The organism is Mesorhizobium sp. Ca11, assembly GCF_020165275.1.
GTDB lineage: Bacteria > Pseudomonadota > Alphaproteobacteria > Rhizobiales > Rhizobiaceae > Mesorhizobium.
Genome location: NZ_JAIUHU010000002.1, coordinates 321913 through 341646 on the forward strand (window position 1 = coordinate 321913; position 19734 = coordinate 341646).

At 64.7% G+C, this 19734-nt stretch carries 19 protein-coding genes and 1 riboswitch; of the genes, 15 read left to right on the forward strand and 4 right to left on the reverse strand.

What is annotated here, in order from left to right; genetic code table 11:
* The first annotated feature begins 73 nt into the window (after positions 1-73).
* Together fabI and LB538_RS05280 are read left to right on the forward strand one after the other, a co-directional pair.
* Entirely contained in the window at positions 74-892 is an 819-nt protein-coding gene (gene fabI / locus LB538_RS05275) for an enoyl-ACP reductase FabI (RefSeq protein WP_224526410.1), read from the forward strand.
* Positions 893-947: 55 nt separating this feature from the next.
* Positions 948-1535 (forward strand): histidine phosphatase family protein, encoded by a 588-nt coding sequence (locus LB538_RS05280; protein WP_224526407.1) that lies wholly within the window; start codon positions 948-950, stop codon positions 1533-1535.
* Between the two features lie 234 nt (positions 1536-1769).
* Here the strand turns inward: LB538_RS05280 and LB538_RS05285 are convergent, their stop codons facing one another.
* Positions 1770-2033, reverse strand: a complete 264-nt coding sequence (locus LB538_RS05285) for a DUF1344 domain-containing protein (protein WP_041002438.1) — start codon at positions 2031-2033, stop codon at positions 1770-1772.
* A 208-nt stretch (positions 2034-2241) separates the two neighbouring features.
* Between LB538_RS05285 and aroC the strand changes: the two genes are divergently transcribed.
* Both aroC and ribB read left to right on the forward strand, forming a co-directional pair.
* On the forward strand, positions 2242-3342 hold the full coding sequence (gene aroC, locus LB538_RS05290) for a chorismate synthase (protein WP_224526404.1): 1101 nt from the start codon (positions 2242-2244) through the stop codon (positions 3340-3342).
* 115 nt (positions 3343-3457) lie between these two features.
* Positions 3458-4558 carry a 3,4-dihydroxy-2-butanone-4-phosphate synthase gene (gene ribB / locus LB538_RS05295; protein WP_224526400.1) on the forward strand — a complete coding sequence of 367 codons (1101 nt, stop codon included), beginning with the start codon at positions 3458-3460 and terminating at the stop codon, positions 4556-4558.
* A 345-nt stretch (positions 4559-4903) separates the two neighbouring features.
* Here ribB and LB538_RS05300 read toward each other — a convergent pair whose 3' ends face one another.
* Positions 4904-6124, reverse strand: coding sequence for an MFS transporter (locus LB538_RS05300; protein ID WP_224526397.1), 1221 nt, complete (start codon positions 6122-6124; stop codon positions 4904-4906).
* A 120-nt stretch (positions 6125-6244) separates the two neighbouring features.
* On the opposite strand from LB538_RS05300, the gene LB538_RS05305 reads away from it, so the two are divergent.
* The gene (locus LB538_RS05305) at positions 6245-6838 is read left to right on the forward strand and encodes a TetR/AcrR family transcriptional regulator (protein ID WP_095766748.1); all 594 of its coding nucleotides are present in this window, start codon (positions 6245-6247) and stop codon (positions 6836-6838) included.
* Between the two features lie 131 nt (positions 6839-6969).
* Complete coding sequence (locus tag LB538_RS05310; RefSeq protein WP_224526395.1) at positions 6970-7953, forward strand: hypothetical protein; 984 nt, start codon at positions 6970-6972, stop codon at positions 7951-7953.
* On the opposite strand, the gene bluB is transcribed toward LB538_RS05310, so the two are convergent.
* Positions 7954-8685, reverse strand: a complete 732-nt coding sequence (bluB, locus tag LB538_RS05315) for a 5,6-dimethylbenzimidazole synthase (RefSeq protein ID WP_224526392.1) — start codon at positions 8683-8685, stop codon at positions 7954-7956.
* A gap of 42 nt (positions 8686-8727) precedes the next feature.
* Positions 8728-8906: riboswitch (cobalamin riboswitch) on the reverse strand.
* A 115-nt stretch (positions 8907-9021) separates the two neighbouring features.
* Here bluB and LB538_RS05320 point away from each other — a divergent pair.
* From LB538_RS05320 to LB538_RS05345, 6 genes are all read left to right on the forward strand, one after another.
* Positions 9022-9948, forward strand: a complete 927-nt coding sequence (locus LB538_RS05320; RefSeq protein WP_224526390.1) for a histone deacetylase family protein — start codon at positions 9022-9024, stop codon at positions 9946-9948.
* A gap of 3 nt (positions 9949-9951) precedes the next feature.
* Positions 9952-10203, forward strand: a complete 252-nt coding sequence (locus LB538_RS05325) for an exodeoxyribonuclease VII small subunit (protein ID WP_095766752.1) — start codon at positions 9952-9954, stop codon at positions 10201-10203.
* A gap of 193 nt (positions 10204-10396) precedes the next feature.
* A complete protein-coding gene (locus LB538_RS05330) occupies positions 10397-10663 on the forward strand; it encodes a DUF2277 domain-containing protein (RefSeq protein ID WP_095766753.1) in 267 nt (88 codons plus the stop codon).
* A gap of 9 nt (positions 10664-10672) precedes the next feature.
* Entirely contained in the window at positions 10673-11593 is a 921-nt protein-coding gene (locus LB538_RS05335) for a pirin family protein (protein ID WP_140847990.1), read from the forward strand.
* Between the two features lie 265 nt (positions 11594-11858).
* Positions 11859-13766, forward strand: coding sequence for a 1-deoxy-D-xylulose-5-phosphate synthase (gene dxs, locus LB538_RS05340; protein WP_224526388.1), 1908 nt, complete (start codon positions 11859-11861; stop codon positions 13764-13766).
* Between the two features lie 149 nt (positions 13767-13915).
* A complete protein-coding gene (locus LB538_RS05345) occupies positions 13916-14203 on the forward strand; it encodes a hypothetical protein (protein ID WP_224526386.1) in 288 nt (95 codons plus the stop codon).
* Here the strand turns inward: LB538_RS05345 and LB538_RS05350 are convergent.
* Complete coding sequence (locus tag LB538_RS05350) at positions 14200-14601, reverse strand: GFA family protein (protein ID WP_095767151.1); 402 nt, start codon at positions 14599-14601, stop codon at positions 14200-14202. The genes LB538_RS05345 and LB538_RS05350 overlap by 4 nt on opposite strands.
* Before the next feature lie 108 nt (positions 14602-14709).
* On the opposite strand from LB538_RS05350, the gene LB538_RS05355 reads away from it, so the two are divergent.
* From LB538_RS05355 to LB538_RS05365, 3 genes are all read left to right on the forward strand, one after another.
* Positions 14710-15477 (forward strand): TlyA family RNA methyltransferase, encoded by a 768-nt coding sequence (locus tag LB538_RS05355; RefSeq protein ID WP_224526384.1) that lies wholly within the window; start codon positions 14710-14712, stop codon positions 15475-15477.
* Positions 15474-16715, forward strand: a complete 1242-nt coding sequence (locus LB538_RS05360; RefSeq protein ID WP_224526382.1) for a class I SAM-dependent RNA methyltransferase — start codon at positions 15474-15476, stop codon at positions 16713-16715. Before LB538_RS05355 ends, LB538_RS05360 begins: the two co-directional genes overlap by 4 nt.
* A gap of 168 nt (positions 16716-16883) precedes the next feature.
* Positions 16884-19706, forward strand: a complete 2823-nt coding sequence (locus LB538_RS05365; protein ID WP_224526380.1) for a caspase family protein — start codon at positions 16884-16886, stop codon at positions 19704-19706.
* Positions 19707-19734 lie beyond the last annotated feature (28 nt).

The window sequence follows — 19734 nt, forward strand, 5'->3', positions numbered from 1 at the left end:
GAGCGCTTGAAGGGGCTTTGTGCCTGTGCGATAGGCTCTCCACAAAGCAGATATTCTTGCGGAGAGCTTGCACATGGCGGGTGGACAGGGCCTGATGGCCGGTAAGCGGGGCCTGATCCTGGGCGTCGCCAACAATCGGTCGATCGCTTTCGGCATCGCCAAGGCTTGCGTCGATCACGGCGCCGAAATCGCTCTGACCTATCAGGGCGAGGCCTTCAGGAAGCGCGTCGAGCCGCTCGCGGCCGAACTCAACGCGCATGTCGCGGGCCATTGCGACGTCACCGACCCGGAAAGCCTCGACGCGGTCTTCGCCGACATCGCCAAGCACTGGGGCAAGCTCGACTTCCTCGTCCACGCCATCGCCTTTTCCGACAAGGACGAGCTCACCGGCCGCTATGTCGAGACGACGCGCGACAATTTCCTGCGCACCATGGACATCTCGGTGTTTTCCTTCACCACCATCGCCAAGCGCGCCGAGCCGCTGATGACCGATGGCGGCTCGCTTTTGACGCTGACCTATTACGGCGCGGAGAAGGTGATGCCGCATTACAATGTCATGGGCGTCGCCAAGGCGGCGCTGGAGGCCAGCGTGCGCTATCTCGCCGTCGACCTCGGCGCCAAGAAGATCCGCGTCAACGCAATCTCGGCCGGTCCGATCAAGACGCTGGCCGCCTCCGGCATCGGTGATTTCCGCTATATCCTGAAGTGGAACGAGTACAATTCGCCGCTGAAGCAGACGGTCACCCAGGAAGAGGTCGGCGATTCCGGCGTCTATTTCCTGTCGGACCTGTCGCGCGGCGTGACCGGCGAGGTCCATCATGTCGATTCCGGCTACCATGTCGTTGGCATGAAGGCGGTCGACGCGCCGGATATCTCGACCGTCAAGGACTGATCCTTACCTTCGCCTATCCTTCGTCCCAGGCCCTGGCCCGACCTTGGAAGACCTGATGTATCCGCTCGTCTACATCGCGCGTCACGGCCAGACCGAGTGGAATGCCGAGCGCCGCCTGCAGGGTCAGGCCGACACCGACCTCAATGCATTCGGTCGCAAGCAGGCGACGCGCAATGGAAAGCGACTGGCGGAGCTCGTCAGAAATCCTGCGGATTTCGACTTTGTCGCCAGCCCGATGCGGCGCACGCGTGAGACGATGGAGCTGATGCGCGAGGCTATGGGGCTCGATCCCTCCGGCTACCGCACCGATCCGCGCCTGGTTGAGCTAAGTTTTGGCGACTGGCAAGGCTTCACCTTCGCCGAACTGGAGAAGCGTGCCCCCGGTTCAACCGATGGCCGCCGCCACGCCAAATGGGATTTCCAGCCGCCCGGCAAGGGCGCGGAAAGCTACGAAATGCTGCTCGAGCGGATAAAGCCGTGGCTGGACGCGCTGCGCCGGCCGACGGTCTGCGTCACCCATGGCGGCGTCATGCGCTGCTTCTTCCGCTTGGTCACTGGCATTTCCAAGCAGGAGGCCGCCAGCCTCGATGTCCCGCAGGACCGCCTGCTCCGGCTGGAGGGCCGTAGCCTGGAGTGGCTTTGAAGGTTAGCATCGTCATTCTAGGGCGAAGCAGGAGCGAAGCTCCGTCGCGGAGACCCTAGAATCCATGCCATGACCTGGATCAAATGGTAAAAACGGCGCAGAACACAGGTCGTTCTGCACCGCTGCAACGCGTTGCCGTAACGGCATGGATTCCAGGGTCTGCGCGCGTCGCTGCGCTCCTTGCTTCGCCCTGGAATGACGAAACACGGACGCTCCAGCCTCTAACTCGAAAGATCAGTTCTGATCGCTGTCGGGCAACTGCATGTCCGTCACGACATTCTCGCCATTGGTCACGTCATAGGCGATGACGATGTCCATGCCGGGCTTCAGCGAGTCGATGTCGGTCTCGGCGTTGAGCTTGTAGGCCTTGCCGTCGTCGAGCGTCAGCGTCAGCGTGTCCTTGTCGACCTTCTTGATCAGGCCTTCGGTCTGGCCGGCGAACGCGGCGGCGGTGGAAATCAGCAACATGGCGCAGGCGGCGCCAATCAGGGTACGCATCGTCGTCCTCTTTAGGTCATTGCGCCGGCTTGTCAGCGGCGGGTCCTCAACGGCGGATGGGAAGAGAGCAGAAACCAACCGAATGTGTCAAAACTAAATCCGCCACATCACAGTTTGATGCACACCCGATCAGCGTTTGACCACTGTGGAAAACGCCAATAGAAGGCAGCCTTAACCGGGTTCCCTCGCCGGGGCAGGGCGTATCCTCATGTCGCACAACACATTCGGCCACCTCTTTCGAGTCACCACCTGGGGTGAAAGCCATGGCGCCGCGCTCGGCTGCGTTGTCGACGGCTGCCCGCCCGGCATCCACTTCAAGCGCGAGGACATCCAGGCCGAGCTCGACCGCCGCCGCCCCGGCCAGTCGCGCTTCGTTACCCAGCGCCGCGAGCCGGACGAGGTGAAGATCCTGTCCGGCTTCATCCTAGACGAGGACGGCGAGACGATGATCACCACCGGCACGCCGGTGTCGATGCTGATCGAGAATGTCGACCAGCGCTCCAAGGACTATGGCGAGATCGCCCGCCAGTATCGGCCGGGCCATGCCGACTACACCTACGACGTCAAATACGGCCTGCGCGATCACCGCGGCGGCGGCCGCTCCTCGGCGCGTGAGACGGCAGCGCGGGTCGCGGCGGGTGCGCTGGCGCGCAGGATAGTGCCCGGCATGGTGGTGCGCGGCGCGCTGGTCTCGATGGGCGAAAAGTCGATCGACCGCGCCAACTGGAACTGGAATTTCGTCGGCGACGCCGAGAACCCGTTCTTCACCCCGGATCCGGCCTCGGTCCCGGTCTTTACCGCCTATCTCGACGGCATCCGCAAGGCCGGCTCTTCGGTCGGCGCGGTGATCGAGATCGTCGCCGACGGCGTGCCGCCCGGCCTCGGCGCGCCGATCTATGCCAAGCTCGACCAGGATATCGCCTCCGGCCTGATGTCGATCAACGCCGTCAAGGGCGTCGAGATCGGCAATGGTTTCGAGGCGGCCCGCATCACCGGCGAACAGAACGCCGACGAGATGCGCATGGGCAATGACGGCAAGCCAGTGTTTCTGTCCAACAACGCCGGCGGCATACTGGGCGGCATCTCGACAGGACAGGCGATTGTGGCCCGTTTCGCCGTCAAGCCGACCTCCTCGATCCTGACCCCGCGCCAGTCGATCGACAAGGACGGCAAGGATGTCGAGGTGGTGACCAAGGGCCGCCACGACCCGTGCGTCGGCATCCGCGCCGTGCCGATCGGCGAGGCCATGGTTGCCTGCGCGATCGCCGATCATTATCTGCGGCACAGAGGACAGACAGGAAGGGAGTAGGGGAATAGGGCAGTGGGGCAGTAGGCCAACGCTTGCCCGGTGGCCAAAACTTTTTCCTTCCCCTATTCCCTTACTGCCCTATTCCCCTACTCCCTTGCGAGCGAAGCGAGCGCCGATGCCCTACGACCAGAAGAAGATCGTCGAAGCGATCCGTGCTTTCGAGCGCGGTGAGATCGTCGTCGTCATGGACGATGACGGGCGCGAGAACGAGGGCGACCTGATCGTCGCCGCCGTCCACTGCACGCCGGAGAAGATGGCCTTCATCGTCCGCAACACCTCCGGCATCGTCTGCACGCCGATGCTGCGCGAGGACGCGAGGCGGCTGAACCTCGCGCCGATGGTGGCGGACAATGATTCGGCGCACACCACCGCCTTCACGGTCAGCGTCGATTTCAAGCATGGCACGACAACAGGCATTTCCGCCGACGACCGCACGCTCACCGTGCGCAACCTTGCCAATGGCAATGTCGGCCCGTCGGATTTCGTGCGTCCCGGCCACATCTTCCCGCTGATCGCGCGCGAAGGCGGCGTCTTGATGCGCTCCGGCCATACGGAGGCCGCAGTCGATCTCTGCAAGCTGGCCGGCCTGCCGCCGGTCGGCGTCATTTCCGAGCTGGTCAATGACGACGGCACGGTCAAGCGCGGGCCGCAAGTGCAGGCCTTTGCCGAGGAACATGGGCTGAAGCAGGTCTCGGTCGCCGACCTCATCGCCTATCGCCAGCGCAAGGAGACGCTGGTCGAACGCGTCGCCTGCTCCGACATCGACACGCCCGGTGGCAAGGCGCAGGCCTTTACCTACACGCTGCCCTGGGATTCCATGCACCATCTCGCGGTCGTCTTCGGCGACATCCGCGATGGCGAGGAGGTGCCGGTACGGCTGCATTCGGAAGATGTCGTCACCGACGTCTTCGGCACCAGCCATCGGCTCGACGGCATCATGAAGGCCATGGGCGAGCGCAGGCGCGGCGTCATCGTCTATCTGCGTGAAGGCTCGGTCGGTGTCGCCCATCAGGAGCGTAAGCGGCCCGCGAGCGGCGAGCGCGAGGACCACGAAGAAGCCCGCCGCCGCGAGAACGAATGGCGCGAGATCGGCCTTGGCGCCCAGATTCTCAGGGACCTGGGCATCTCCTCGATCAACCTGATCGCCTCGCGCGAGCGCCACTATGTCGGTCTTGAAGGATTTGGCATCCATATCGCCAAAACGGAGATTCTGTAGTCCGTCGGAGGGTTGACGAACCGGAGGCCGTACGGCAGCCCGCCGGCCTTGCTGACGGACCGGAGTCTCCGTGACGGAGGCGATTGGCCGGAGCCTCCGGAACTTCGTCATCCACGGGCGAAGCAAGGAGCGAAGCGACGCGCGTAGACCCGAGGATCCATTCCGTGACTTCGAAGCGTTGCAACGGTGCAGAATTTTGCTTCGCTGCGCTCTACGATCCAGGTCGCGGAATGGATCCTCGGGTCTGCGCTCCGCTTCGCGTCGCTCCGCCCGTGGATGACGATGTCGCGGAGGCTCCGGCTAACCGCCAACGTCTGCGATGATGATCGGGCGGCCGAATAACCGTCACTCCGCCGGAACCACCGCCTCGCCCCTGTCCACATCGCAATCATCCGTCGCCAACCGGCATTGACCGGCGAGCACGGTGACGAGCGCGATGGCGCCGGCCGCGACCGAAACCCAAAACCCGTTCTGCGGACCGAAAGTGTCGGCCATCCAGCCGGCGGCGAAGGAACCCAGCGCCATGCCGATGCCGATGCCGGTCGTCACCCAGGTGACGCCTTCGGTGAGCATCGCCGGCGGCACGTGGCGCTCGATCAGGCCGAAGGCGGTGATGAAGGTCGGCGAGATCGCGACGCCGCTGACGAACACCGCCAGCGCCAGAGTCGGCACCGTGTCAACGAAGAGGAGCGGCAAGGTGGTGAGCGCGATCACGGTGACTGCAAGGGCCAATTGCCGCTGCAGCGGCACCTTGAGGCTGAGCGCGCCGACGATGATGCCCAGCACGAAGGATCCCAGTGCATAGACGCCGATGACGAGGCTCGCCGCCTCAGGCTGGCCAAGCTCCTTGGTGATCGCCACCGTCGTCACTTCCGTCGTGGCGAAGGTCGCGCCGACGAATATCAGTGCGAAGGTGATGATCTGCACCGGCCGCAGGCGGATCACCGAGCCGGCCGCGCCATGTTCGGCCGGGCGGACGGGCGGCTCGGACGAGCGCTGCAGCAGGAATGCCGCCGAGCCGAGCGCAAGCAGCAATGTGCTGACCACCATGCCGGCTTCCGGGAACAGCGCGGCGCTCAAGCCCACCGACAGCGAGGCGCCGGCGACATAGACCAGTTCGTCGGCGGCCGATTCGAAGGCGAACGCCGTGTTGAGCTCCGGCCGGTCGCGGAAGATCTCGGTCCAGCGCGCCCTGACCAGCGCCGGGATGCTGGGCATGGCGGCGGCAAGTAGCGCCGAGCTGAACAACGTCCAGATAGGCCAGTGCTGGTTGGCCGCGACGATCAATGTCGCGAAGGAAAGCACCGAGACGAGCGTCATGGGTGCTGCGATCGCCGTCTGGCCACGTCGGTCCACCAGCCGCGACCCTTGCGGCGACAGGAAAGCATTGACCAGCGCATAGGTCGCCGAGACGGCGCCGGCCAGCCAGTATTCGCCATGTGTCTGCGACAGCATCGCCACGATGCCGATCGGGGCCATGGCGATCGGCAAGCGCGCGATGAAAGCCGCCGCGGCGAAGCCTTTCGTGCCGGGAGCCCGAAAGATGTCCGAATAAGGGTTTCGCATGATCCTGCTCCTCGACAACGGTGCATACTAAAATTACATACGCTGCGTATGACTGTGAGATAGTTCATACGCCACGTATGTCAATTGGCATACGAGGCGTATGTGAGTAGGGCCAGAACCATGCACAGACCGCGCAAGGAGATGATCGCCGAGACGCGCGCCAAGCTGATCGCGGCCGCTCGCCATGCTTTCGGCACGATCGGCTATGCCGAGGCCTCGATGGACGATTTCACCGCGTCGGCCGGCCTCACGCGCGGCGCGCTCTACCATCATTTCGGCGACAAGAAGGGACTGCTGCAGGCGGTGATCGCCGAGATCGACGGCGAAATGGCTGTGCGGGTGAACGAGGTGGCTTCGAAAGCGCCCACCCGCTGGCAGCATTTCGTCGACGAATGCACCACCTATATCGAGATGGCGCTCGAGCCGGAAATCCAGCGCATCATGTTCCGCGACGGCCCGGCGGTGCTCGGCGACCCGGCGCAGTGGCCGAATGCCAGCGCCTGCACCGCCTCGATGACCAACCATCTGACCAGGCTGCAGGAAGAGGGCGAGGTCGTTCCGGAGCTTGATCCCGAGACGACCTCACGGCTGATCAATGGCGCCAGCAGCCAGGCCGCGCAGCGCATCGCCAATTCGACGGACCCCGAGGCGACCTCGAAAAAAGCGATCACGGCCTTCAAGCAGTTGCTCGAAGGCTTGCGAAAGAAGCCTTGACGGCACGCTCGGGTAATCAAGCCACCGGCTTATGCACCGGTTTCGGGCCGGCGCAACCCTGCCGCGATTGACAATCGCCGGGGCGAGCGCATCCTCCACCGCCAACTCTGAAGGTGAGGGGAGTCGGGGCCATGTGGGACTTCAGCATCGCCAGATCCGTGTCGATCATGATGCGGACATGGCCGTTCATCGTCTTTCGCATGATCGTCTATTTTGGCATCACGGTCGCCTACATCATGGCGACCGGTACGGGCGCCAGCGTCGGCTACGGCGTCGGCCACATCTCCACCGATCCCGACGGCCCGATGTCCTTCGCGCTGTGGGGTGGCGTGGTCGGCTTCAGCGTCATCTCGATCGCCGTCTACTGGATACGCGAATACATCCTCTATGTGTTGAAAGCGGGCCATATCGCCGTCATGGTGCATCTGATCGACGGCCAAGATGTCCCCGACGGCCAGGGCCAGATCGCCTACGCGAAGGAAGTGGTCACCCAGCGTTTTGCCGAGGCCAACATCCTTTTCGTCGTCGACCAGCTGGTCAAGGGCGCCATCCGAGCCATCACCGGCCTGATCGGCGGCATCGCCGCCTTCCTGCCCATTCCGGGCCTGAGCGGCATCGTCAGCTTCATCAACACGGTGATCCGCCTGTCGCTGACCTATGTCGACGAAATCATACTCGGCTACAACATCCGCATCAATTCGAGCTCGCCTTTCGAGACGGCAAGGCAAGGCATCGTGCTCTACGCGCAGAACGGCAAGCACATGGTCAAGAACGCCGTCTGGTTGGCGGCGATCATGTGGGGCGTGTCCTTCGTCATCTTCCTGTTGATGCTGGCGCCCGCGGCGGCCATTCTGTGGGTCATGCCGGGCCAGCTTGCCGGCTGGGCCTTCGTGCTGGCCATCGTCTTCGCCTGGGCCTTCAAGGCAGCCTTCATCGAGCCCTTCGCCATCGCCTCGCTGATGCAGGTCTATTTCGAAGCCATCGAAGGCCAGGCGCCCAATCCCGAATGGGACCGCCGGCTCGCCGAGACCTCGTCCAAATTCAGGGAACTGCGCGACAAGGCGCTGGGCTCTTTTGGCGGCGGCTCGCGCTGGGATACTCCGAGAGCCGCCTGATCATGGCTTTGATGGGCCGCAGAGCTTTGCGATGGCCGATTTAAGCGGCGCCTCGCCGGCGCCGCGAAACGTCTCGCTCATGACCAGTTCGGGCAGCGGCAGGCGCTTGCCCCAACCATGCGCCTCGAGGTCCGGCTTCGGCGCGAATTCCGAGACGCGGCCGACGCAGAGATAGGCGATCGGCGTGACATGCTCCGGGATCGCGAGAAGCCGCTTCAATGCCTCGGTTTCGATGATGCTCACCCAGCCGACGCCGACACCTTCGGCCCGCGCCGCCAGCCAGAAATTCTGCACCGCGCAGACGGTGCTGTAGAGATCCATCTCCGGATTGTGCCAGCGCCCGAGCGGCGAGTCCTTCGACCGTTGCCGGTCGCAGGTGATGCACAGATTGAGCGCGCTTTCGCAGATGCCTTCGAGCTTCAGTTTCCTGTAGAGCGCCTGCCGTTCCGCCTCGATCGCCGGCAGCTCCTGCTCGCGTGCGGCAAGGAACAGGTCGCGCACTTGTCTGCGCCGCTCGGCGTCGCGGATGACGATGAAATTCCACGGCTGCATATAGCCGACCGACGGGGCGTGATGCGCGGCGGTGATGAGCCGGGCCAGCACATTGTCATCGAGATCGTCGGGGACGAAATGGCTGCGCACATCGCGCCTGGTGAACATGGCCCGGTAGACCGCGTCGCGCGCCAATTGGTCAAAGTCGTCGCCGCTCGCGGCGATCGCTGCTGCCGTCATCGCTTTTCCCCTTGCGACAAGCAGTCCCCCGCCTGACCAAGCGGAAAACCATGTCTGCCGGGCCGGTCTTCTGGCTCGGGATCGTCCCGCATCCGGCGCCTTCCCGTCTTCGACAGTGGCGTGTGCCGGCGCGGTCCCCCTTACAGTGTTGGGCACGCCACGGAGTTCAACCGTGTTCCCGATTCTCCCGCGTCGCGGGCACCTGGCAGCGATGCGACCTTACAGCGAAGCTTGGGCCGCGCCAATGGCGTTAGCGACACGGCAAGACGCGATTTCCCCAGCCATTCGGCCTGCCAAACATGGTCATTCGGCCGCCAGGTCCCTAGATTAGGCGCCATGGCCACCCGTCTCTACACGCATCCGATCTTCCTCGAACACCTCACGCCGCCCGGTCACCCCGAGCGGCCCGACCGCCTGCGCGCCATCGAGCGCGTGCTCGACGACGAGGCTTTTTCGGCGCTCGACCGTGTCAAGGCGCCGGAAGGCGACGAGAAAACGATCCTCTATGCGCATCCGCAGGATTTCGTTGAGCGCGTGCGCGGGGCGATCCCTGAGAGCGGGATCGTGTCGATCGACGCCGATACCAGCGCCAGCCCGAAAAGCTGGCAGGCCGTGGTGACGGCGATCGGCGGTGCCAACGCGGCGGTGGACGACGTTTTCGAGGGCCGTGCGGCAAACGTCTTCGTCGCCGCGCGTCCGCCTGGACATCATGCCGAAAAGACCACGGCGATGGGCTTCTGCCTGTTCAACACGGCGGCGATCGCTGCCCGCTACGCGCAGAAGAAACACCAGGCCGAGCGTGTCGCCATCGTCGACTGGGACGTTCATCACGGCAATGGTACCCAGGACATCTTCTGGGACGACCCGTCGGTTCTCTACTGCTCGACGCACCAGATGCCGCTTTACCCAGGCACCGGCGCGAAGAGCGAGACCGGCGCCGGCAACATCGTCAACGCGCCGCTTGCGCCGCAGACCGGCAGCGACCTGTTCCGCGACGCATTCCTGTCGCGCGTGCTGCCGTCCATCGATGCGTTCGCGCCGGACCTGATCATCATTTCCGCCGGTTTCGACGCGCACCACCGCGATCCGCTGGCCGAGATCAACCTGACCGAGGACGATTTCGATTGGGCGACCGGCCAGTTGATGGAGCGCGCCGGGCGCCACAGCTCCAACAGGCTCGTCAGCCTGCTGGAAGGCGGCTACGATCTGCAGGGACTGGCATTTTCAGTCGCCGCCCATGTCGGGCGGCTGATGAAGGGATAGGGTATGGCATTGGAAGGCAATGAGGACGTCAAGGCGATGAGCTTCGAACAGGCGCTCGACGCGCTGGAGAAGATCGTCGATGATCTTGAGCGCGGCGACGTCCCGCTCGACCAGTCGATCAAGATCTATGAGCGCGGCGAGGCGCTGAAGGCGCATTGCGACCGGCTGCTGAAAGCGGCCGAGGACAAGGTCGAGAAGATCAGGCTGTCGCGCGACGGCAAGCCGGTGGGAACTGAACCGCTGGACGCCGACTGAGGTGTTGATATTCAGGTGAGGCCGGCCTGCAAATGGCAACTTCCTGCGCTTCCGGTGCTCACGTACTTCAAGTACGCTCCGCTCCGGTTCTCGGAAACCACCATTTTCGGCTCGGCCTGACCTGAATCTCAACACCTCAGCGGATGATCTCAGACCGGGTAAGGGCAAAGAAAGCAGGTAAGGAGTTCAAGCCATGTGCCGCAACATCAAGACCTTGGCCAATTTCGAGCCGCCGGCGACCAATGACGAGGTGCATGACGCAGCGCTGCAATTCGTGCGCAAGCTGAGCGGCTCGACCAAGCCGTCCAAGCGCAACGAGCATGCCTTCTACCATGCCGTCGAGGCGATCGCCGCTGTCGCGCGCGAATTGATCGATTCGCTCGAAACCAACCAGGAGCCGCGCAACCGCGAGGAAGAAGCTGCCAAGGCGAAGGCCAGGTCTGCGCTGCGTTTCGCCTGAGGATACGACATGAGCTTCTTTCCGGGAAACGATCCCGAACCCGGCGATGCCTTCGCCTGCGACCAGATCGAGCTGATGGTCGTTCCGAACGCCAAGGACATTGGCGGTTTCGAGGTGCGCCGCGCTCTGCCGACGGCGAAGCGCCGGCTGGTCGGGCCGTTCATCTTCTTCGACCGCATGGGCCCTGCAATCCTGCGCGCCGGCCATGCGCTCGACGTGCGTCCGCATCCGCATATCGGGCTTTCCACCGTCACCTACCTGTTCGACGGCAGGATCAGGCATCGCGATTCGCTCGGCACCGAAATGGTGATCGCGCCGGGCGACGTAAATTTGATGACTGCCGGGCGCGGCATCGTTCATTCCGAGCGCACGCCGCAGGAATTGCGCGGCGCGCCGATGTCGGTCTCCGGCCTGCAGACCTGGCTGGCGCTGCCCGACGGCAAGGAGGAGATTGCTCCGGTATTCGCGAATACGTCGGTGGCCCGCTTGCCGCAGATCGATGCCGAGGGTGTCAGCGGCCGCGTCGTCATTGGCGCGTTCTCAGGCCTGCGCTCGCCCGTGGCGACCGCTTCCGACACGCTCTACGCCGATCTCAGGCTGGCCGCCGGCGCCAGCGTGAAGATTCCGGCCGATGCCGAGGAGCGCGCCATCTACACGCTGGAAGGCGACGTCTCGATCGCCGGCGATGTTTTCCCGGCCGAGCGGCTCCTGGTGTTCAAGCCGGGCGAGGAGATAGTCGTTTCCTCCGAGCGCGGCGCGCATTTCATGCTGTTCGGCGGCGCTTCGCTGGGCTCCAAGCGCTACATCTGGTGGAATTTCGTCTCGTCCTCCAAGGAACGCATCGAGCAGGCCAAGCAGGAATGGAAGACGGGCCGCTTCGATATCGTTCCCGGCGATGAGGAGGAGTTCATTCCGCTGCCCGAGAACTAAGGTGTGTTGATGTTCAGGTGAGGCCGGCCTGCAAATGCCGGTTTCCTGCGCTTCCGGTGCTCACGTACTTTGAGTACGCTCCGCTCCGGTTCTCGGAATCCATCATTTTCGGCGCGGCCTGACCTGAATCTCAATACACCTTGCAGCGTAGCACGCGTCATTGACGCACATTTACATTCGCCCGCCGGCGGACTATTGCCGCGCATGATTATGGCGCAATCTGCTGATAGCGCCGTGTTCGATCGATAAGGCAGGACGCGCCCGAGTGAAGCCAGACACGCCGCTGCTCGACAAGGTCCGCATTCCGGCGGATTTGCGGACGCTTGATGAGAGCGCGCTGCCGCAGCTTGCCGCGGAACTCCGCGCCGAGCTGATTGATGCCGTGTCGCAGACCGGCGGTCATCTCGGCGCCGGCCTCGGCGTCGTCGAACTGACCGTCGCGCTGCACTACGTTTTCAATACGCCGCAGGATCGGCTGATCTGGGACGTCGGCCACCAGGCCTATCCGCACAAGATCCTGACTGGCCGCCGCGACCGCATCCGCACGCTGCGCCAGGAAGGCGGCCTTTCCGGTTTCACCCGGCGCGCGGAGAGCGAATACGACCCGTTCGGCGCCGCGCATTCCTCGACCTCGATTTCGGCCGGTCTCGGCATGGCCATGGCGCGCGACCTGTCGGGCGGCCGCAACAATGTCATTTCGGTCATCGGCGACGGCTCGATGTCGGCCGGCATGGCCTTCGAGGCGCTGAACAATGCCGGCGCGCTCGACGCCCGGCTGATCGTCATCCTCAACGACAACGACATGTCGATCGCGCCGCCGACCGGCGCCATGAGCGCCTATTTGGCCAGGCTCGCCTCCGGCAAGGCCTATCTGGGGTTACGCGATTTCGGCAAGAAGCTGACATCCTATCTGGGCAAGCGCGCCGACCGCGCCATCACCCGTGCGGTCGAGCATGCGCGTGGTTACGTCACCGGCGGCACCTTGTTCGAGGAACTCGGCTTCTATCACATCGGTCCGATCGACGGGCACAATCTCGAACATCTGATCCCGGTGCTGAAGAACGTCCGCGACAATGGCAAAGGCCCGGTGCTGATCCATGTCGTGACGCAGAAGGGAAAGGGCTACGCGCCGGCGGAGGCCGCAGCCGACAAATATCACGGCGTCAACAAGTTCGACGTCATCACAGGCGCGCAGGCCAAGGCGCCGGCCAACGCGCCCGCCTACACCAAGGTCTTCGCCGAAAGCCTGATCCAGGAAGCGCGCGAGGACGACCGCATCGTCGCCATCACCGCCGCCATGCCGAGCGGCACCGGCCTCGACCTTTTCGGCGAGGTGTTTCCGAAGCGAACTTTCGACGTCGGCATCGCCGAGCAGCATGCGGTGACCTTCGCCGCGGGGTTGGCCACCGAAGGCTACAAGCCTTTCGCCGCCATCTATTCAACCTTCCTGCAGCGCGCCTACGACCAGGTCGTCCACGACGTTGCGATCCAGAAACTGCCGGTGCGCTTCCCGATCGACCGCGCCGGTTTCGTCGGTGCCGACGGCGCCACCCACTGCGGCGCTTTCGATACGACCTTCCTGGCCACGCTGCCGGGCTTCGTTGTCATGGCCGCCGCCGATGAGGCGGAGCTGCGTCATATGGTGCGCACCGCGGCGGCCTATGATGACGGCCCGATTGCCTTCCGCTATCCGCGCGGCAACGGCGTCGGCGTCGACATGCCGGAGCGCGGCTCGCTGCTGGAGATCGGCAGGGGCCGCATCCTCAAGGAAGGGACCAAGGTCGCGCTGCTTTCCTTCGGCACGCGGCTGCAGGATTGCCTGTTGGCGGCCGAGGAACTTGGCGCTGCCGGTCTTTCTACTACCGTTGCCGACGCCCGCTTCGCCAAGCCGCTGGACGAGGATCTCATCCGGCGGCTCGCCCGTTCGCATGAGGTGCTGGTGACCGTGGAAGAGGGCGCCATCGGCGGCTTCGCCAGCCAGGTGCTGCACTTCCTCACCCATGAAGGCCTTCTCGAAAGCGGCCTCAAGGTGCGCCCGCTGGTGCTGCCGGACGCGTTCACCGACCATGCCAAGCCGGAGAAGATGTATGCCGATGCCGGGCTGGATTCGGCAGGCATCGTGCGCACGGTCTTCGCCGCGCTCGGTCGCGGCGTGCAGGCGCAGCGCGCCTGAATCAGAGCTTCAAGCGGTGAATCGGTTTGCCGGGTGCCAGATGTAAGTATCTGTTAAGGCTCCCGTTTGGCGGTTCGCTTACCCTGTCTCTTGGCCGATTTTCAACGGCGCCCTGCTAGAAGCTCGGGCCAGGCAGGGAGACAACCAAAATGAAAACGCTTCTGTGCGGAGTGGCCCTTTTGGCGGCCGTGACGGCCCCGACGGCAGCCGAGACGCGTTACGACCGCAATCTCGAAAAGGCGGTGCTGGATATCGTTGCCGGCAAGATGGGCAACATCCGTGGCGGCTTTTCCTATAAGCAGGTTCCTCAACTCGTCGTGCTGCCGGATGCAGGTCTCGTCGCGCCCACTCCGGTTGAGCCGCCGCGCAAGCAAGCCTCCGGCAATGACGGCCTGATGCCCGCCGTCGAGCGCCAGGTGTCGCGCACCATTTTTTAGAACCACATATCGCGCACGCAGCGGCCGTCGCGCGGCAGGTCGTCAAAAGTGTCGAGGCCGTCGAAATGGTCGATCGGCAGGTCGGCGACCTCCTCGGGCGGCGCAAGCCTGACATTGACAGCGATACGCGTGCGGCCGCTTTCGCCGGAGCGCAGCCCACGCCAGGCGACCACGCAGGCGCAGGTCGGACAGAACAGGATTTCCAGCGCGGGTTCCGCCACCTCGGCGCGTGTGTACGATTTCAGCGGTCCGGCGACGCGGATGCGCTCATCGACATAGTCATAGGCCCAGAGCGCTCCGTAGCGGCGGCAAAGCGTGCAATTGCATGCGGTGATACCACCGGGATCGCCTTCCAGCGTCCAATGAACTGCGCCGCAATGACAGGTACCCCTCAGCATTGCCACCCTCCACCGGCTGACGAACCGCCTGTTCCTCTCGGCATTCTGCAGCCTCTTGCGCCATATTCAACCATTGCGTTCGCGCCCGGCTTTCGCCAATGAAGGCCGATGAGTTCCCCTTTGCCAGCCAGCCGGCGCCAGCGGCTCGACGAATTGCTCGTCGGGCGCGGTCTGTTTGCCAGCCGTTCGCGCGCCCGCGACGCGATCGAGCGCGGCACGGTGACGGTTGACGGCGCCGTCGCCCGCAAGCCCGGCCAGCCCGTCGCGCCGGACTGCCTGGTCGCCATCGACGATCCGGCGCGGGCCTATGTATCGCGCGCGGCGCTGAAGCTGATCGCCGGCCTCGACCGTTTCGGCCTCGATCCTTCCGGCAGCGAAGCGCTCGATGTCGGCGCCTCGACGGGCGGCTTCACCCAGGTGCTGCTCGAGCGCCGCGCGGCCCATGTCACGGCGATCGATGTCGGTCACGGCCAGATCCATCCCGACATTGCCGGCGACCCGCGTGTGACGGTGATCGAAGGACTGAACGCCCGCGATCTGACGGCCGCCGATCTCGGCGGCCGCGTTCCCGGTTTCCTTGTCTGCGACGTCAGCTTCATCTCGCTGAAGCTGGCGCTGCCGCCGGCGCTGGAATTGGCGGGCGAGGGCGCCAAGGCAGTTCTGCTGGTCAAGCCGCAATTCGAGGCGGGCCGTGAGGCCATCGGCAAGGGCGGCCTGCTCAAGGATCCGGGCGATGCCGGGCGGATTGCCGCAAATTTGCGCGACTGGCTGGCCGGCGTTCCCGGCTGGCGCGTGCTGGGACTCGAGCCGTCGCCAATCGAAGGCGGCGACGGCAACCGCGAGTTCCTGCTCGCCGCCATGAAGGACGGGCGATGAGCACACGCTTCACCATTGCAAGGCTGGGCTCGCAGGGCGACGGTATCGCCAATGCCGAAGGCGGGGAGGTCTTCATCCCGTTCACGCTGCCGGGCGAAACGGTAACGGCCGCGCGCCAGAAGGACCGCGCCGCGCTGATGTCGGTATTGGAAGCCTCGCCGCTCAGGATCGATCCGGCCTGCCGCCATTTCACCGAATGCGGCGGCTGCGCGCTGCAGCATTACGAGGCCGAAGCCTACCGGCAATGGAAGCGCGAGAAGGTTGTGCAGGCGCTGAAGGCCAAGGGCATTGCTTGCGAGATCGCCGCGCTGGTGCCTTGCGCGCCGCACACCCGCCGCCGCGTCACCTTCAGCGCCAGGCGCACGGATGCCGGCATGCTGCTCGGCTTCGTGCGTGCGCTGTCTTCCGAGATCATCCCGATCGAGGAATGCCCGATCTCGCTGCCCGCGATCGTCTCGGCGCTTGATAAATTGCGCGCCCTGGCCGGGTTGGTCTGCGCCACCCCGAAGGCATTTCATATGACGGTGACCGTCACCGCTTCAGGCCTCGACGTGGCTGTGCACGATGCCGGCAAGCTTGGCGACCATCAGCGCCGTATCGCGTCGAATTTCGTCATGGCCGAAGGCCTGGCGCGGCTTTCCGTCGACGGCGAGATCGTCGTCGAGCCGAAGAAGCCGGTGGTGCAGTTCGGGCCCGTCGCGGTCGCCGTGCCGCCGGGCGCCTTCCTGCAGGCGACAGAGGCCGCCGAGCAGGTGATGGCAAGCCTCGTCGGCCAGCATCTGTCGCGCGCCAGGAAGATCGCCGACCTGTTTGCCGGCTGCGGCAGCTTCGCGCTCAGGCTCGGCGCGCAATCCGAGGTCCATGCCGTCGAGGGCGATGCGCCGGCGCTTGCCGCGCTCGACCGCGCCTTCCGCTTTGCCAGCGGCCTGAAGCGGGTGACCAGCGAACGCCGCGACCTGTTCCGCCGGCCGCTGACCTTCAAGGAGTTGAACGTCTTCGACGGGCTGGTCTTCGATCCGCCGCGCGCCGGCGCCGAGGACCAGTCGAAGCAGATCGCCCGCTCCGACGTGCCGCTGGTCGCCGCGGTGTCCTGCAATCCGGTGACGCTCGCGCGCGATCTGCGCATCCTGATCGATGGCCGCTACACGCTGAAGAGCGTCACGCCGATCGACCAGTTCCTGTGGTCGCCGCATGTCGAGGCGGTCGCGCTTTTGGAGAAGCCGAAGCGGCGGCGGTAGCTCGCGGCCGGAGGCTCGCGTGAAAACTGTGAAGCCTCTGTTCTTTCGACGAAATTGCGCCCTAAAGCCGCCTTTTTGCAGGGTCTTAATTCTGCGGTTAGGGAAACATTCCTGCCTCTCCGGCGTTGTCGCGTTGGACGAAATGGCGGACAAGGATGGCGGATTGCAATGCGCTCGCTTCGGAAAGTCATCGGCCTTGTCGTCGTTCTCATCGCCTTCGCCGTCGCGTCCACGACGGGCGCGCTCGCCCAACAGCAGAAACGTCTCGCATTCGTCATCGGCAACGCCGCCTATCCGTCGGATGCGCTGGTCACCTCCGCGAATGACGCCGGCCTGATCGCCCAGACCCTGCAGGCAGCAGGGTTCGATGTGGTCGGCGCGCGCGATGTCGACCAGGAATCGTTGCGCGGCGCGCTGCGCGATTTCCTTGGAAAGGTTTCCGCCGCCGGCCCGGACGCGACCGTTTTCGTATACCTGGCCGGCCGCGGCGTGCAGTTCGAAGGTGAGAACTATTTCTTGCCGGTCGACGCCCAGATCGCCAATCCGGCCGACGTGCCGCTGCAGGCCATGCGGCTCTCCGATATCACCAAGTCCCTGGCGGGATTGCCGGCGAAGGTCAATATCGTCGTCCTCGACGCGGCTCGGCCCAATGGCCTTCCGAAAATGAGCCAGCCGCTGGCCGGCGGTCTCGCGCTGGTCGACCCCGACCCCAACATGCTGATTGCGTTCAACGCGGCGCCCGGAACGGTTGCGCCGGAAGGCAAGGGCCCATACGGCGCCTATGCTCAGGCGCTCGCCGAGATGATGCGGGAAGGCGGCATAGCGCTTGACGATGTTTTCGACCGCACGCGGCTACGCGTCAACGAGGTGACGCAAGGTGCCGAAATTCCGTGGGACGCTTCGAAGATCAGCGCGCCTTTCGTGTTCTTCGAACGCGCTCCGGACGCGCCGCCGCCGAAGGTTTCGGAGGCCGAAGAACGGGCCAACCGGACCAGGCCGATCCGCGACTTCAATGCGCATGACGCCTATGTCGCGGCACTCGACCGCGATACCATGCGCGGCTACGAGGAGTTCCTCGTTGCCTATCCGCACGATCCGATGGCCAAGCGTGTGCGGGCCATCATCGCGGCGCGACGCGAGGCGATCACCTGGCGCGAAACATGGCTGCGGGATACGCCGGAGGCCTATTGGTCCTACCTCGAGCGTTATCCGCACGGGCTGCATGCCTGGGACGCGCGCCGCCGGCTGGAGCATTTCGACGCCGAGCTCGAACCACCGACGAGCTTCACCGTCATCGTCTACGACGTGCCACCGCCGCCGCCGGAGGAAATCATCTATGTCGACAGGCCGGTGCTCTATTTCGACGATCCCGATTTCGACTTCGAGCCGCCGCCGCCGATCGACGTGATATTCCTGCCGCCGCCGCCGCCCGATTTCGTCGTGCTGCCGCCGCCCCCGCCGCCGGTCGATGTTTACGTCCTGCCGACGCCGGTCTTCGTTCCCGTGCCGGTCTGGGTCAAGCCGCCGCGTGACATCGTGCCGCCGCCGAACGACATCATCTTCAACAACATTCACAACGCGACCGTCATCAACAACAACACGACGATCAAAAACGAGCAGGCCAATCAGGCCGGACAGCCAAACGCCAATGCACCGAGCGGTCTCACCACCGGGCAGAAGATGGCGGTTGGCGCGGGCGCGGCCGCAGTGGCGGCCAAGGTGGCGCTGCCGCCGGTGCTGCAGAAAAGGGCGGTGCTGTTCAAGCAAAATCAGGGCGGTCAGCCGCTGAAGCCGGGCCAGGCTGCCACGCAGGGCCAGCTGCCTGGTGCGACGCCGCAATCGCTGAAACCAGGCCAGGCTGTCACGCAGGGCCAGCAGCCGGGTGCGACGCCGCAGGCGAAGACGACGGGCAAGCTCCCGACCGGTCACGCCTTGCCGGGAGCTGATGGCAAGGCGCTGCCACTCGTCAACGGCAAGCCGGTGCTCAACGGCCAAAACGCGCCCAACAGCAAGGTGCTGGGCAAGCAAGGCACTGGCAACCAGCAGGCTACCGGGAATGCCGGCGCCCCCGTTACGGGCAACGGCCAGCAGAACGGAGTTGTCGACGATCAGGGCAAGAATGGGAAGTTCCGCAAGTTGCCGACCGTCAATGGCGCGCCGGGCGAGAACGGGCAGAACGCCCAGCAGAGGTTCGGGAAGAACAATCCGAACGCGTTGTCCGGCCAGAACGAAGGCAGACCGAGGAAGCTGACCCGCAAGGATCTGCCGGCAGGCCAGACAGCTGTCGGACCGAGCGATCAAGGCACGGTCAACGGAGGCGATAGAGGTAAGAAGCTCCGCAAGCTGCCGACCGTCAATGGCGCGCCAGGCGAGAACGGGCAGAACGCTCAGCAGAGGTTCGGGAAGAACAATCCGAATGCGTTGTCCGGCCAGAACGAAGGCAGACCGAGGAAGCTGACACGCAAGGATCTGTCGGGAGGCCAGACAGCCCTCAGCCCGAGCGATCAAGGCTCGGTCAACGGAGGCGACAGCGGTAAGAAGTTCCGCAAGCTGCCGACCGTCAATGGTGCGCCAGCCGACAACCGGGCGAGCGTGCAGGAGCGGCTCAGGAGAAACAATCCGAGTGTGTTCTCCGACCAGAATCAGGGTTCGGCCAACGCAAACAGGAAGTTTCGCAGGCTGCCGAACGGCGAAGAGGGTTCCGCCGGCGCAGGCATCAACGTCCAGCGCAGCTTCAAGCAGGAAAGGCCGAACGTGCAGGTGCTCAGGCCGCAAAGGCCAGAGTTCCAGGCGCAGCCAAGGCCTCAGATGCAAGAGAGACACCTGCAGCAGTTGAGGCCTGAGCCTCAGATGCAAGGAAGACGCTTGCAGCAGCGGCCTCAGCCTCAGATACAGGAACGGCGCCTGCCGCAGCAGCTCAAGGAGCAGCCGCCGCAGGGAAACAAAAAGCCGACCTGCGGGCGTCCTGGCGAGCCGCCCTGCCAGCAGTAGGCCAGCAAGGCTTGGCCGCGGGCGGCAA